The sequence below is a fragment of the Pseudomonas sp. S2_B07 genome, assembly GCF_054668435.1.
In genome coordinates this window covers 3,234,658-3,248,760 of the sequence record NZ_CP162769.1, presented here as the reverse complement: position 1 = coordinate 3,248,760, position 14,103 = coordinate 3,234,658, and the positions used below count along the sequence as shown (strand labels likewise).

The window sequence follows — 14,103 nt, the reverse complement described above, 5'->3', positions numbered from 1 at the left end:
GCAGCGTCCACTGATTCGCTTGTGGCGCAACGATGCGCACAGGCTGGCTTGCCCACTGCCAGGGTTGGTTTGAATTGATCGCTGAGGAGTCTTTTTCGTGACTGACAATACCCAGAAACCTACCAAGTTTCGTAACGTTGAAATCCGTGCCGCACGCGGTAACAAGCTGACCGCCAAGAGCTGGCTGACCGAAGCGCCGCTGCGGATGCTGATGAACAACCTCGACCCGGAAGTCGCCGAGAACCCTAAAGAACTGGTGGTTTACGGTGGTATCGGACGTGCGGCACGTAACTGGGAGTGCTACGACAAGATCGTCGAAAGCCTGACCAACCTGAACGACGACGAGACGCTGTTGGTGCAATCCGGCAAACCGGTCGGCGTGTTCAAGACCCACACCAATGCACCGCGCGTGCTGATCGCCAACTCCAACCTGGTGCCACACTGGGCGAGCTGGGAACACTTCAACGAACTGGACGCCAAAGGCCTGGCCATGTACGGCCAGATGACCGCCGGCAGCTGGATCTATATCGGCAGCCAGGGCATCGTCCAGGGCACCTACGAAACCTTCGTCGAAGCCGGTCGCCAACACTACAACGATGACCTGAAAGGTCGTTGGGTCCTGACCGCCGGTCTGGGCGGCATGGGCGGCGCCCAGCCTCTGGCCGCCACTCTGGCTGGCGCTTGCTCGCTGAACATCGAATGCCAACAGGTCAGCATCGATTTCCGTTTGAACAGCCGCTACGTCGACGAGCAGGCCAAGGACCTCGACGACGCACTGGCGCGCATCGAAAAATACACCAAAGAAGGCAAAGCGATTTCCATCGCACTGCTGGGGAACGCCGCTGAAATCCTGCCGGAACTGGTTCGTCGTGGCGTACGCCCGGACATGGTCACTGACCAGACCAGCGCCCACGACCCGCTCAACGGTTACCTGCCGGCCGGCTGGACCTGGGAAGAGTACCGCGCTCGCGCCAAGACCGAGCCTGCTGCTGTGGTCAAAGCCGCCAAGCAGTCGATGGCCGTGCACGTTAAAGCGATGCTGGATTTCCAGAAAATGGGCATCCCGACCTTCGACTACGGCAACAACATCCGTCAGATGGCCCAGGAAGAAGGCGTGGAAAACGCATTCGACTTCCCAGGCTTCGTACCGGCTTACATCCGTCCACTGTTCTGCCGCGGCATCGGCCCATTCCGTTGGGCTGCACTGTCGGGCAACGCCGAAGACATCTACAAGACCGACGCCAAGGTAAAAGAGCTGATCCCGGACGACGCCCACCTGCACAACTGGCTGGACATGGCCCGCGAGCGCATCAGCTTCCAGGGTCTGCCGGCGCGTATCTGCTGGGTTGGCCTGGGTCTGCGCGCCAAGCTCGGCCTGGCCTTCAACGAAATGGTGCGCAGCGGTGAATTGTCCGCGCCGATCGTGATCGGTCGCGACCACCTGGACTCCGGTTCGGTCGCCAGCCCGAACCGCGAAACCGAATCCATGCAAGACGGTTCCGATGCCGTGTCCGACTGGCCACTGCTCAACGCTCTGCTGAACACGGCGAGCGGCGCGACCTGGGTGTCCCTGCACCACGGCGGCGGTGTCGGCATGGGCTTCTCCCAGCACTCGGGCATGGTGATTGTCTGCGACGGTACGGACGAAGCAGCCGAGCGTATTGCTCGCGTGCTGCATAACGACCCGGCGACCGGCGTTATGCGTCACGCCGATGCGGGTTACCAGATCGCGATCGACTGCGCCAAGGAACAAGGGCTGAACCTGCCGATGATTACCGGCAAATAAACAACCCGAGTAGCAGCTGCCGAAGGCTGCGTTAAGGGCCGAAGGACCTTCGTTCCACATTGGAATGCCGGGGTCGCTTCGCAACCCAACGCAGCCTGCGGCAGCTGCTACAGGGATTGCGTAAACCTACAAAACAATCCACAGAGGTTGAACCATGGCTGTCAGCGAACGTGCAGGCAACAAACCGTTGATCGAGAAGCGCTCGATCGACTACATCCCGGAAGCGGAAAGACACGGTCGTCTATTTAGCCAGTTCACCCTGTGGATGGGTGCCAACCTGCAAATCACCGCGATTGTCACCGGGGCCCTGGCCGTGGTGTTGGGCGGTGATGTGTTCTGGTCGTTGATCGGTCTGTTGATTGGTCAACTGCTCGGCGGCGGGGTCATGGCGTTGCATGCGGCGCAAGGTCCCAAGCTGGGCCTGCCGCAGATGATTTCCAGTCGGGTCCAGTTCGGCGTGTATGGCGCGGCCATCCCGATCGTGCTGGTCTGCTTGATGTACCTGGGCTTCACCGCAACAGGTACCGTGCTTTCCGGTCAGGCGCTGGGCCAGTTGTTTGGCGTCAGCGACAGCGTCGGCATCCTTATTTTCGCCAGTGTCATCGTGCTGGTCACGGTGCTCGGTTATCGGGTGATCCATTGGATCGGCCGTGTGGCCAGTGTCATTGGCGTGATTGCCTTTGTTTATCTGTTCAGCCGTCTGATGAGCCAGGTTGATGTGGGCGCACTGTTGCAAATCCGTCACTTCAGCTGGAGCAGTTTCTTGCTTGCGGTATCGCTCGCGGCCTCCTGGCAGATCGCTTTCGGCCCTTATGTGGCTGACTACTCGCGCTACCTGCCGAGCAAGATTTCTTCGGTGAAAACTTTTTTGCCGCAGGCGCAGGTTCGGTCATTGGTGCGCAGGTCGCGATGGTCCTCGGCGTGTTCGCTGCTGCATCGGCCAACGGCCAATTCGCTGGGCATGAAGTCGCCTACATCGTTGGTCTGGGCGGTACCGGTGCCACCGCTGCGCTGCTGTATTTCAGCATCGCGTTCGGCAAGGTCACCATCTCCACGCTGAACTCCTACGGCAGCTTCATGTGCATTGCGACCATCATCAGCGGTTTCCGTGGTGACCTGAAAGTATCGCGCCTGCAGCGTCTGGTCTTCGTGCTGGTGATCGTTGGTGCTGCGACCCTGATGGCGTTGCTCGGCCAGCACTCGTTCCTCGGTGCGTTCAAGTCCTTCATCCTGTTCCTGCTGGCGTTCTTCACGCCATGGAGCGCGATCAACCTGGTGGATTACTACTGCATCACCCGCGAGCGCTATGACGTGCCGGCACTGGCCGATCCTAACGGTCGCTACGGCCGTTGGAACGCCCTCGGTATCAGCGTCTATGTCTTCGGTGTGCTGGTGCAGCTGCCGTTCATCTCCACCAAGTTCTATACCGGTCCGCTGGTGGCGGCCCTCGGTGATGTGGATATCTCCTGGATCATCGGTCTGGTGATTCCCGCGGCCCTGTATTACGTGTGTGCGAAAAAATGGCACGGCACCGTGCCCGATCAACTGATTCTGCCGATCGAGCAGGACAGTGTTGTACAACCTAAAACAAACGGGACCGGTCGCGTTGCGACGCAGGCCTGATTGGACGTGGACAGGGCTGGATGCCTCTTGACTGCCGTAAGCCAATTCATGATTAGGAGCGTCACAATAATGAAATCGAACAAGACCCTGCTGACCACATTGCTTTCCATGGGCCTGCTGGCCAGTGCTGGCGCCACTCAGGCGGCTGGTTGGTGCGAGTCGGGCAAACCGGTGAAATTTGCCGGCCTGAACTGGGAAAGCGCGATGCTGCTGACCGACGTGATGCAAGTCGTGTTGGAGAAGGGCTACGACTGCAAGACCGACAGCCTGCCGGGCAACTCCATCACCATGGAAAACGCCCTGAGCAGCAACGACATTCAGGTGTTTGCCGAAGAGTGGGTCGGTCGCAGCGAAGTCTGGAACAAGGCCGAGAAGGCCGGCAAGGTCGTCGGTGTCGGCGCACCTGTGGTGGGCGCAATCGAAGGCTGGTACGTGCCGCGTTACGTCATCGAAGGCGATGCCAAGCGCAAGCTGGAAGCCAAAGCTCCCGACCTGAAAAACATTGCCGACCTGGGCAAATACTCGGCGATTTTCAAGGACGCTGAAGAGCCCTCCAAGGGCCGTTTCTACAACTGCCCGGCCGGCTGGACCTGCGAGCTGGACAACAGCGAAATGCTGAAGAGCTACGGCCTGGAAAGCACCTACACCAACTTCCGCCCAGGCACCGGCCCGGCGCTGGATGCGGCCGTGCTGTCGAGCTACAAGCGTGGCGAGCCGATCCTGTTCTACTACTGGTCGCCAACCCCACTGATGGGCCAGATCGACGCGGTGAAACTCGAAGAGAAACCAGGCGTGAACAAGACCGTGGATATCAAGGTCGGCCTGTCCAAGACTTTCCACGAACAGGCCCCGGAACTGGTGGCCGTGCTGGAAAAGGTCAACGTGCCAATCGACATCCTCAACCAGAACCTTGGGCGCATGACCAAAGAGCGGATCGAGTCGCCAAAACTGGCGAAGATCTTCTTGAAGGAACATCCTGAAGTCTGGCACGCGTGGGTGAGCGAAGACGCAGCCAAGAAAATCGACGCGGCCTTGTAGGTTGAGCCTCTCCGACTGCCGGTAGCGGCAGTCGGACGCTTGATCGCAACCCCTTGATTGAGAGTCTCCTATGTTTCCCGAAAGCTTTACCTTTTCCATCGCCGACTGGGTCAACGGTTGGGTCGATTCGCTGGTCACCAACTACGGCGACGTGTTCCGGCAGATCTCTGACACGCTGCTGTGGGCCATCGTCAACCTTGAAGGCCTGCTGCGTGCGGCGCCTTGGTGGTTGATGCTCGCCATCGTCGCGGGCATTGCCTGGCACGCCACGCGCAAAGTCGTGACCACGGCCGTGATTGTCGGGTTGTTGTTCCTGGTGGGTGCGGTCGGCCTCTGGGACAAGCTGATGCAAACCCTGGCGCTGATGATGGTCGCGACGATCATTTCGGTGCTGATCGGCATTCCGCTGGGCATTCTCTCGGCACGTAGCAATCGCCTGCGTTCGGTGCTGATGCCGTTGCTCGACATCATGCAAACCATGCCGAGCTTCGTGTACCTGATCCCGGTGCTGATGCTGTTCGGTCTGGGCAAGGTCCCGGCGATTTTCGCCACCGTGATCTACGCCGCCCCCCCGCTGATTCGCTTGACCGACCTGGGCATTCGCCAGGTTGATGGTGAAGTGATGGAGGCGATCAACGCTTTCGGTGCGAACCGCTGGCAGCAACTGTTTGGCGTGCAACTGCCCCTGGCCCTGCCGAGCATCATGGCCGGGATCAACCAGACCACCATGATGGCGCTGTCGATGGTCGTGATTGCCTCGATGATTGGTGCCCGTGGCTTGGGCGAAGACGTACTGGTGGGGATTCAGACCCTCAACGTCGGACGTGGCCTGGAAGCCGGTCTGGCGATCGTGATTCTGGCTGTGGTGATCGACCGCATTACTCAGGCGTACGGTCGGGCACGGCATGAGGTGAGCAAATGAACAACGCGACCGTAAGCAAGATTGAAGTCAAAAACGTCTTCAAGATTTTCGGCAACCGCTCCAAGGATGCGCTGGCGATGATTGGCCAGGGCAAGACCAAAGACCAGGTGCTGTCCGAAACCGGCTGCGTAGTCGGCGTGAACGATCTGTCCCTGAGCATCGGCACGGGCGAGATCTTCGTGATCATGGGCCTGTCGGGTTCCGGCAAATCGACCCTGGTGCGTCACTTCAACCGCCTGATCGACCCGACCAGCGGCGCGATCCTGGTGGACGGCGTGGACATCCTGCAATACGACATGGAAGCCCTGCGCGAATTTCGCCGGCACAAGATCAGCATGGTGTTCCAGAGCTTCGGCCTGCTGCCGCACAAGACTGTGGTGGACAACGTCGCCTACGGCCTGAAAGTGCGCGGCGAGAGCAAGCAAATGTGCTCCGAGCGCGCGCTGCACTGGATCAACACCGTGGGCCTCAAGGGCTACGAAAACAAATACCCGCATCAGCTCTCGGGCGGCATGCGTCAGCGTGTGGGCCTGGCCCGCGCCTTGGCCGCCGACACCGACATCATCCTGATGGACGAAGCGTTCAGTGCCCTTGACCCGTTGATTCGCGCCGAGATGCAGGACCAGTTGCTGGAACTGCAAAAGACCCTGCACAAGACCATCGTCTTCATCACCCACGACCTCGACGAGGCCGTGCGCATCGGCAACCGTATCGCGATCCTCAAGGACGGCCGCCTGATTCAGGTCGGCACCCCGCGCGAGATCCTGCATTCGCCGGCGGATGAATATGTCGACCGGTTTGTTCAGCGTCGGGCTGCAGTGGTTTAAAAGATTTGCGGTGACTTTTGCCGGCCTCATCGCGGGCAAGCCCGCTCCCACAGGGATTGGTTGTGTTGCATAAATTTTCTTCACACGACAGAACACTGTGGGAGCGGGCTTGCCCGCGATGGGGCCGGTAAAGCTGCATCAATATTCAGGTTTTACGCACGAGGTCAAAGATGTCCCAGGCTGAAAAAATCGTTATCACCGAAGCGCAGGTCCGCTGGCAGGATGTGGTCGCCGTTGCCCGTCATGGCGCGCAGCTTGAGCTGTCGGCGCCGGTCTGGGCACGCATTGAAAACGCCCAGGGCATCGTCCAGCGCATCGTCACCAGCGGCGAGCGTGCCTATGGCATCAACACCGGGCTGGGCGCGTTGTGCAACGTCTCCCTGCAAGATGAACAACTCAGCCAGTTGTCGCGCAACACCCTGCTCAGCCACGCCTGTGGCGTGGGCGCGCCGCTGACCAACGAGCAGACGCGCGCCATCATGTGCGCCGCCGTCGTCAACTACAGTCACGGCAAATCCGGCCTGCACCGCCAAGTGGTCGAAGCCCTGCTGGCGCTGCTCAACCGTGGCATCACCCCGCAAGTGCCGTCCCAGGGTTCTGTGGGCTACCTGACGCACATGGCTCACATCGGCATCGCGCTGCTGGGTGTTGGCAATGTCAGCTATCGCGGGCAAATCGTTTCCGCTCAGCAAGCCCTGGCCGAAGAAGGCCTGCAACCGGTCAAGCTCGGCGCCAAGGACGGTTTGTGCCTGGTCAACGGTACGCCGTGCATGACCGGCCTCAGCTGCCTGGCGATTGCCGACGCCGCGCATTTGCTGCAATGGGCCGATGTGATCGGCGCCATGAGTTTTGAAGCCCAGCGCGGTCAGATCGATGCGTTCGACGCCGAGATCATTGCGCTCAAGCCGCACCCGGGCATGCAGCAAGTCGGCGTCAACCTGCGCGCGGTGCTCGATGGCAGTGAAGTGATCGCCAGCAGCAAAGGTATTCGTACCCAGGACGCCCTGAGCATTCGCTCGATCCCGCAGGTCCACGGCGCTGCCCGTGACCAGCTGGTTCACGCGACTCAACAAATCGAAAACGAACTCAACGGCGCCACCGATAACCCGTTGGTGCTGGGCACGCCGGACAACTACCGCGTCGTTTCCCAAGCCAACCCGCACGGCCAGTCCGTAGCGATGGCAGCGGACCTGCTGGCCATCGCCATGGCTGAAATCGGCTCCATCGCCGAACGTCGCCTCGATCGCCTGATCAACCCGCACGTCAGCGGTCTGCCGGCGTTTCTGGTGGCCAATCCGGGTGTTAACTCCGGGATGATGATCGTTCAGTACGTCGCCGCGTCCCTGTGCGCGGAAAACCGGCAATTGGCGCAACCCGCCGTGCTCGACAACTACGTTACGTCGGGCCTGCAGGAAGACCACTTGAGCCTGGGCACCAACGCCGCGCTGAAGCTGCATCGTGCGCTGGAAAACTGCACGCAGATCCTTGCCATCGAGTACTTGCTGGCGGCTCAGGCGTTTGAATTCTTGAAAGAGCAACGCTTTGGCGCTGGCACCGATGTCGCGTGGCGTCTGCTGCGCGAGCGGGTTCCGGCCTACGACCAGGACCGCTGGCTTGCACCGGACATCGCCGCCGCTGCCGGTGTGTTGAAAGACCCGATTTTGCTGCACAACGCGTTGCCGAACCTGAACTGATTTCCATAACACCAGCGTGCCAAGGCGCGTCTCCCCAAAAGCGAGACGCGACGGACAACGGAAATCTCCGGAGCGTCTGGTGAGTTAATAAAAACTCTCAAAAGGAGAATGATGTGACTGCGCTTAATTTGATTCCCGGCCAACTGAGCCTTGCCCAACTGCGTGATGTTTATCAGCAACCGGTCAAAATCACCCTCGACAACAGCGCCTCGGCCCAGATCGAAGCCAGCGTGGCCTGCGTGGAACAGATCCTCGCCGAGAACCGCACCGCTTATGGCATCAACACCGGTTTCGGCCTGCTGGCCTCGACCCGTATCGCCAGCGAAGACCTGGAAAACCTCCAGCGCTCGCTCGTTTTGTCCCACGCCGCCGGTGTCGGCGAGCCGATCAGCGACGCGCTGGTACGCCTGGTCATGGTGCTCAAGGTCAACAGCCTGAGCCGTGGTTTTTCCGGGATTCGTCGCGTGGTCATCGACGCGCTGATCGCCCTGATCAACGCCGAGGTTTACCCGCACATTCCATTGAAAGGTTCGGTCGGTGCTTCCGGCGATTTGGCGCCTCTGGCGCACATGTCGCTGGTGCTGCTGGGCGAAGGCAAGGCGCGCTACAAGGGCGAATGGATGGAAGCCACCGAAGCGCTGAAAATCGCTGGCCTGACCCCGCTGACCCTGGCCGCAAAAGAAGGCCTGGCGCTGCTGAACGGCACTCAGGTATCGACTGCTTACGCCTTGCGCGGTCTGTTCGAGGGTGAAGACCTGTTCGCTGGCGCTGTCGCGCTGGGCGCGCTGACCGTTGAAGCGGTATTGGGCTCGCGCTCGCCGTTCGACGCACGCATCCACGCTGCCCGTGGCCAGAAAGGCCAGATCGACGCCGCTGCCGCTTACCGTGATCTGCTGGGCGAGCGCAGCGAAGTGTCCGACTCGCATGAAAACTGCGAAAAGGTCCAGGACCCGTACTCCCTGCGCTGCCAGCCACAAGTCATGGGCGCCTGCCTGACCCAGTTCCGTCAGGCTGCCGAAGTGTTGGCGATCGAAGCCAACGCCGTGTCGGATAACCCGCTGGTATTCGCTGCTGAAGGTGATGTGATTTCCGGCGGTAACTTCCACGCCGAACCGGTGGCCATGGCCGCCGACAACATGGCGTTGGCCATCGCTGAAATCGGTTCCCTGAGCGAACGTCGTATCTCGCTGATGATGGACAAACACATGTCGCAACTGCCCCCGTTCCTGGTGGCTAACGGTGGCGTGAACTCCGGGTTCATGATCGCTCAGGTGACGGCGGCGGCACTGGCCAGTGAGAACAAGGCCTTGGCGCATCCGCATTCGGTGGACAGCCTGCCGACTTCGGCGAACCAGGAAGACCACGTGTCCATGGCTCCGGCGGCAGGCAAGCGTCTGTGGGAAATGGCTGAAAACACCCGTGGCGTGCTGGCGGTGGAATGGCTGGCGGCGGCTCAGGGCCTGGACTTGCGCAATGGTTTGAAGACTTCGGCGAAACTGGAAAAGGCGCGTGCCATCTTGCGTAAAGAAGTGCCGTTCTATGAGAAGGATCGCTTCTTTGCACCGGACATCAATGCCGCGACCGAGTTGTTGGCAACGCGTTGCCTGAACGAGCTGTTGTCGGTGAAGTTGCTGCCTAGCCTGTAATGGCCTCTTCGCGAGCAAGCCCGCTCCCACAGTGGATCTCCAGTGTTCACACAACCCCTGTGGGAGCGAGCCTGCTCGCGATACGATTTTGAGTCGAATAAGAATAATTAAGGACGAGAAATGCAACAGCCAGCAAAAGGTTTGAAACGCGGGCTCTCTGCCCGACATATTCGCTTCATGGCACTGGGATCGGCGATCGGCACCGGGCTGTTTTACGGTTCTGCCTCGGCCATTCAAATGGCCGGGCCTGCGGTACTGCTCGCATACCTGATTGGTGGCGCGGCGGTGTTCATGGTCATGCGCGCCCTCGGCGAGATGGCGGTGCACAATCCGGTGGCCGGCTCTTTTGGCCACTACGCCAGCACCTATCTGGGGCCGATGGCGGGCTTCATCCTCGGTTGGACCTACGCGTTTGAAATGGTCATCGTCGGCATGGCCGACGTCACCGCGTTCGGTATTTACATGGGCTTCTGGTTTCCGGAAGTCGCCCGCTGGATCTGGGTGCTGGGCATCGTTTCGGTGGTCGGCGGCTTGAACCTGTGCAACGTCAAAGTCTTCGGTGAAATGGAGTTCTGGCTGTCGCTGCTCAAAGTGGCAGCTATCGTTGCGATGATCCTTGGCGGCTTTGGCATCATGCTGTTCGGCATCAGCACGGCACCCGGTGCTCAGGCGACCGACATCAGCAATCTCTGGAGCCATGGCGGATTCATGCCCAATGGCGTGGGCGGCCTGATCGCTTCGTTTGCGGTGGTGATGTTTGCGTTTGGCGGCATCGAAATCATCGGTGTGACGGCCGGCGAAGCCAAAGACCCGCAGCACGTGCTGCCCCGGGCGATCAATGCCGTACCGTTGCGTATCCTGCTGTTTTACGTGCTGACGATGTTCGTACTGATGTCGATTTTTCCATGGCAGCAGATCGGCAGCCAGGGCAGCCCGTTCGTGCAGATTTTCGACAATCTGGGGATCAGCTCGGCGGCAACCATTCTCAATATCGTGGTGATCTCGGCGGCGGTGTCGGCGATCAACAGTGACATCTTCGGGGCGGGCCGCATGATGTACGGTCTGGCCCAGCAAGGGCACGCACCCAAAGGCTTTGCCCGCTTGTCGCGCAACGGTGTGCCATGGATGACCGTGGTGGTCATGAGTGCCGCGCTGCTGCTGGGCGTGCTGCTCAACTACCTGATTCCGGAAAACGTGTTTCTGTTGATCGCCTCCATTGCCACCTTCGCAACGGTCTGGGTCTGGTTGATGATTCTGTTCACCCAGGTGGCCATGCGTCGTTCCATGAGCCGCGAACAGGTCGCCGAACTGAAATTCCCGGTGCCGTTCTGGCCCTATGCGCCGATGGCAGCGATTGCCTTCATGCTGTTCATTTTCGGCGTGCTGGGCTATTTCCCGGACACCCAGGCGGCTCTGATCGTCGGCGTGGTCTGGATTGTATTGCTGGTGCTGGCCTACCTGACGTGGGTAAAACCGGCGGCAGGGAAGGCAGTACCGGTAGAGCGGGAACCTTCTTTTTCTCATCGATAACCTAACGGAGGCCACGGATGAAAACTCTCTGGCAACACTGCCACGTCGCAACCATGGCGCAAGGCGTCTACTCGATCATCGAGGATGCGGCCATCGTGACGTCAGGTGCGCACATTGAGTGGATCGGCCCACGCGCTGAACTGCCGTCGGGCGAGTACCCGGCAGTCAATGATCTTAAAGGGGCCTGGGTGACTCCGGGCCTGATCGACTGCCATACCCACACGGTGTTTGGCGGTAACCGCAGCGGTGAATTCGAACAGCGTCTGCAAGGCGTCAGCTACGCGGAAATCGCCGCGGCCGGTGGTGGCATCGCCAGCACCGTGCGCGCTACTCGTGCGGCGACCGAAGACGAACTGTTCGCCAGTGCCGCCAAGCGTCTGAAGAGCTTGATGCGCGACGGCGTGACCACCGTCGAGATGAAATCCGGCTACGGCCTCGACCTGGCCAGCGAACGCAAAATCCTTCGCGTGATCCGCCGTCTCGGCGCCGAACTGCCGGTGAGCGTGCGCAGCACCTGCCTGGCCGCTCACGCCTTGCCGCCGGAATACGCCGATCGCGCCGACGACTACATCGATCACATCTGCGCCGACATGCTCCCGGCCCTGGCCGCCGAAGGGCTGGTGGATGCCGTGGATGCCTTCTGCGAATACCTGGCGTTCTCGCCGGCGCAGGTCGAGCGCGTGTTCGTCACCGCACAGGAGCTCGGTTTGCCGGTGAAGCTGCACGCCGAACAACTGTCGTCGCTGCACGGTTCGAGTCTGGCGGCGCGTTATCACGCACTGTCGGCGGATCACCTGGAGTTCATGACCGAGGACGACGCCATCGCCATGGCCAAGTCCGGCACCGTCGCCGTGCTGCTGCCGGGCGCGTTCTACTTCCTGCGGGAAACCCAGTTGCCGCCCATGGAAGCCCTGCGCAAGCACGGGGTGAAAATCGCCATCGCCAGCGACCTCAACCCCGGCACCTCGCCGGCGCTGTCGTTGCGCTTGATGCTGAACATGGCCTGCACCTGTTTCCGCATGACCCCGGAAGAAGCACTGGCCGGTGCAACGATTCATGCCGCCACCGCGCTGGGCATGGCCGACACCCACGGTTCGCTGGAAGCTGGCAAGGTCGCGGATTTTGTCGCCTGGCAAATCGATCGTCCGGCCGACCTGTCGTACTGGCTGGGCGGTGACCTGGAAAAACGCGTCGTGCGTCACGGCGTCGAGACAAGCGTTTAGGAGAGCAATTGTGGATAAGGTTCTGAACTTCAAACAAGGCCGCGTGCCGCTGCTGATCAGCATGCCCCACGCCGGCCTGCGCCTGACCCCGGCGGTCGAAGCCGGGTTGATCCCCGACGCCCGCAGCCTGCCGGACACCGACTGGCACATTCCGCAGCTTTACGCGTTTGCTGCAGAGTTGGGCGCGAGTACGTTGGCAGCCGAGTATTCGCGATTCGTGATCGACCTGAACCGGCCATCCGACGACAAGCCTTTGTATGTCGGCGCGACCACCGGTCTGTACCCGGCGACGCTGTTCGACGGCATTCCATTGTTCCGTGAAGGGCTGGAGCCGTCGAAAGAGGAGCGCGCGACCTATCTGGAGCAGATCTGGACGCCGTATCACACGACCTTGCAAAACGAGCTGGCGCGACTGAAAGCCGAGTTCGGCTATGCGTTGCTGTTCGACGCGCACTCGATCCGCTCGATCATCCCGCACCTGTTCGACGGCAAACTACCGGACTTCAATCTTGGCACCTTCAATGGCGCCAGTTGCGATCCGCAGTTGGCCACTCAGCTGGAAGCCATCTGCGCGCGTCACGGCGACTACAGCCATGTGCTGAACGGTCGTTTCAAGGGCGGCCACATCACCCGGCATTACGGCAACCCGGCCGAAAACATCCATGCGGTGCAACTGGAGTTGGGGCAGTGCACCTACATGGAAGAGTTCGAGCCGTTCCGCTATCGCCCGGATCTGGCCGAGCCGACGCAAGTGGTGCTCAAGGAATTGCTGCAAGGCCTGCTGGCCTGGGGCGAAAACCACTACGGCTGACTGATCGATCATTCCCGCGCAGAGTGAGGGGATGATTAAGGATGGGGGCGATTTTTGATGGTGGAAAATCGCCCTCTGTATTGAGCTGGAATTAAATAGAATGTTGGCCTCTGTTTAATAAATTGAAGTTTCCATTCATTATTCGGATATCTGTAGTGGGGCCTGGATTGTCGTGGTCCATTACCAGAAGATTGAAAGTGCCGTTGATCCGTGTTCGCTGTTGATCCCACTCGTAACTTGTCGAACCTTCGATGCCCCGGTAGTTATCGGTCGTATCTATCAGATTGTCTTTGTCAGGGTTTCTGTCGACTATCTTGAATAGGTTTCCACTGTGTTTGATCACGTTGGGCGGGAGGCGTGCGGAGACCAGCGCTTCGTTTGTTCCCTTGAGCTCTGCTCCGATATATAAGTGAATTGCGATAACCTCTTTGATGCCTGCTAAGCCAGCTTTGGGGGGGAAGTCTTTAAAAATATCGTGGAAGGCCTGTAGCTCCCAGCATTTACTCCCTGAAGAATCAATGCTCTCTTTTATGTTTATCTTGTTTGCTTTGAATGCGAAGTTTCCAGCTGGGAATTTTATGGTGGCAGTGAATTCTTCATTAAGTATTTGTGAGGTTGAGGGTGTGCTCATAATACATTTCCTGGATTGAAATATTATATTCGAGGAGGGTGAAATTACGGCTACCTTGTCGATTTAATATTTCTTCAGGTTTTTTGTCTGCTGGTACTTCTGACAGTTTTTTATATTGTTTGGTTATATTGTTTTGTTTTTTTTGCACCCTCTCGCTGAATGAATATCAACGCTTGGCCACTCAGCTGGAAGCCATCTGCGCGCCTCACGGCGACTACAGCCATGTGCTGAACGGTCGTTTCAAGGGCGGCCACATCACCCGGCATTACGGCAACCCGGCCGAAAACATCCATGCGGTGCAACGGGAGTTGGGGCAGAACTGGGCAGTACCGTCGCCACCGTGCAAATCTCGGTCGCCACAGTTCGCTTTTA

Annotated in this window: 10 protein-coding genes and 2 pseudogenes; 11 read left to right on the top strand and 1 reads right to left on the bottom strand. The window is 59.7% G+C overall.

All coding sequences use genetic code 11. The features are described from left to right. The first annotated feature begins 97 nt into the window (after nucleotides 1–97). The 10 genes and pseudogenes from hutU (at nucleotide 98) to hutG (ending at nucleotide 13,100) form a co-directional block, all read left to right on the top strand. A complete protein-coding gene (gene hutU, locus AB4N43_RS14870) occupies nucleotides 98–1,786 on the top strand; it encodes a urocanate hydratase (RefSeq protein ID WP_027922142.1) in 1,689 nt (562 codons plus the stop codon). A 154-nt stretch (nucleotides 1,787–1,940) separates the two neighbouring features. Then, nucleotides 1,941–3,409 (top strand): annotated as a pseudogene (locus AB4N43_RS14865) (purine-cytosine permease family protein). 69 nt (nucleotides 3,410–3,478) lie between these two features. Then, on the top strand, nucleotides 3,479–4,447 hold the full coding sequence (locus AB4N43_RS14860) for an ABC transporter substrate-binding protein (protein ID WP_027922140.1): 969 nt from the start codon (nucleotides 3,479–3,481) through the stop codon (nucleotides 4,445–4,447). A 70-nt stretch (nucleotides 4,448–4,517) separates the two neighbouring features. Beyond that, a complete protein-coding gene (locus AB4N43_RS14855) occupies nucleotides 4,518–5,369 on the top strand; it encodes an ABC transporter permease (protein WP_027922139.1) in 852 nt (283 codons plus the stop codon). Further along, a complete protein-coding gene (locus tag AB4N43_RS14850) occupies nucleotides 5,366–6,196 on the top strand; it encodes a quaternary amine ABC transporter ATP-binding protein (protein ID WP_007948989.1) in 831 nt (276 codons plus the stop codon). The genes AB4N43_RS14855 and AB4N43_RS14850 overlap by 4 nt, the downstream gene beginning before the upstream one ends. A gap of 170 nt (nucleotides 6,197–6,366) precedes the next feature. After that, the gene (locus tag AB4N43_RS14845; RefSeq protein ID WP_194940884.1) at nucleotides 6,367–7,890 is read left to right on the top strand and encodes an HAL/PAL/TAL family ammonia-lyase; all 1,524 of its coding nucleotides are present in this window, start codon (nucleotides 6,367–6,369) and stop codon (nucleotides 7,888–7,890) included. 113 nt (nucleotides 7,891–8,003) lie between these two features. After that, nucleotides 8,004–9,536, top strand: a complete 1,533-nt coding sequence (hutH, locus tag AB4N43_RS14840) for a histidine ammonia-lyase (RefSeq protein ID WP_027922137.1) — start codon at nucleotides 8,004–8,006, stop codon at nucleotides 9,534–9,536. 120 nt (nucleotides 9,537–9,656) lie between these two features. Then, nucleotides 9,657–11,066: an amino acid permease gene (locus AB4N43_RS14835; RefSeq protein WP_059181783.1), complete on the top strand. Its 1,410-nt coding sequence runs from the start codon at nucleotides 9,657–9,659 to the stop codon at nucleotides 11,064–11,066. Nucleotides 11,067–11,083: 17 nt separating this feature from the next. Continuing rightward, nucleotides 11,084–12,289, top strand: coding sequence for an imidazolonepropionase (gene hutI / locus AB4N43_RS14830; protein WP_027922135.1), 1,206 nt, complete (start codon nucleotides 11,084–11,086; stop codon nucleotides 12,287–12,289). A gap of 10 nt (nucleotides 12,290–12,299) precedes the next feature. Further along, nucleotides 12,300–13,100, top strand: coding sequence for an N-formylglutamate deformylase (hutG, locus tag AB4N43_RS14825; protein ID WP_059181781.1), 801 nt, complete (start codon nucleotides 12,300–12,302; stop codon nucleotides 13,098–13,100). A gap of 91 nt (nucleotides 13,101–13,191) precedes the next feature. On the opposite strand, the gene AB4N43_RS14820 is transcribed toward hutG, so the two are convergent. Beyond that, entirely contained in the window at nucleotides 13,192–13,731 is a 540-nt protein-coding gene (locus AB4N43_RS14820; protein WP_059181780.1) for a hypothetical protein, read from the bottom strand. A gap of 38 nt (nucleotides 13,732–13,769) precedes the next feature. Between AB4N43_RS14820 and AB4N43_RS14815 the strand changes: the two are divergent. Then, nucleotides 13,770–13,988 (top strand): annotated as a pseudogene (locus AB4N43_RS14815) (hypothetical protein); the annotation flags it as partial. Nucleotides 13,989–14,103 lie beyond the last annotated feature (115 nt).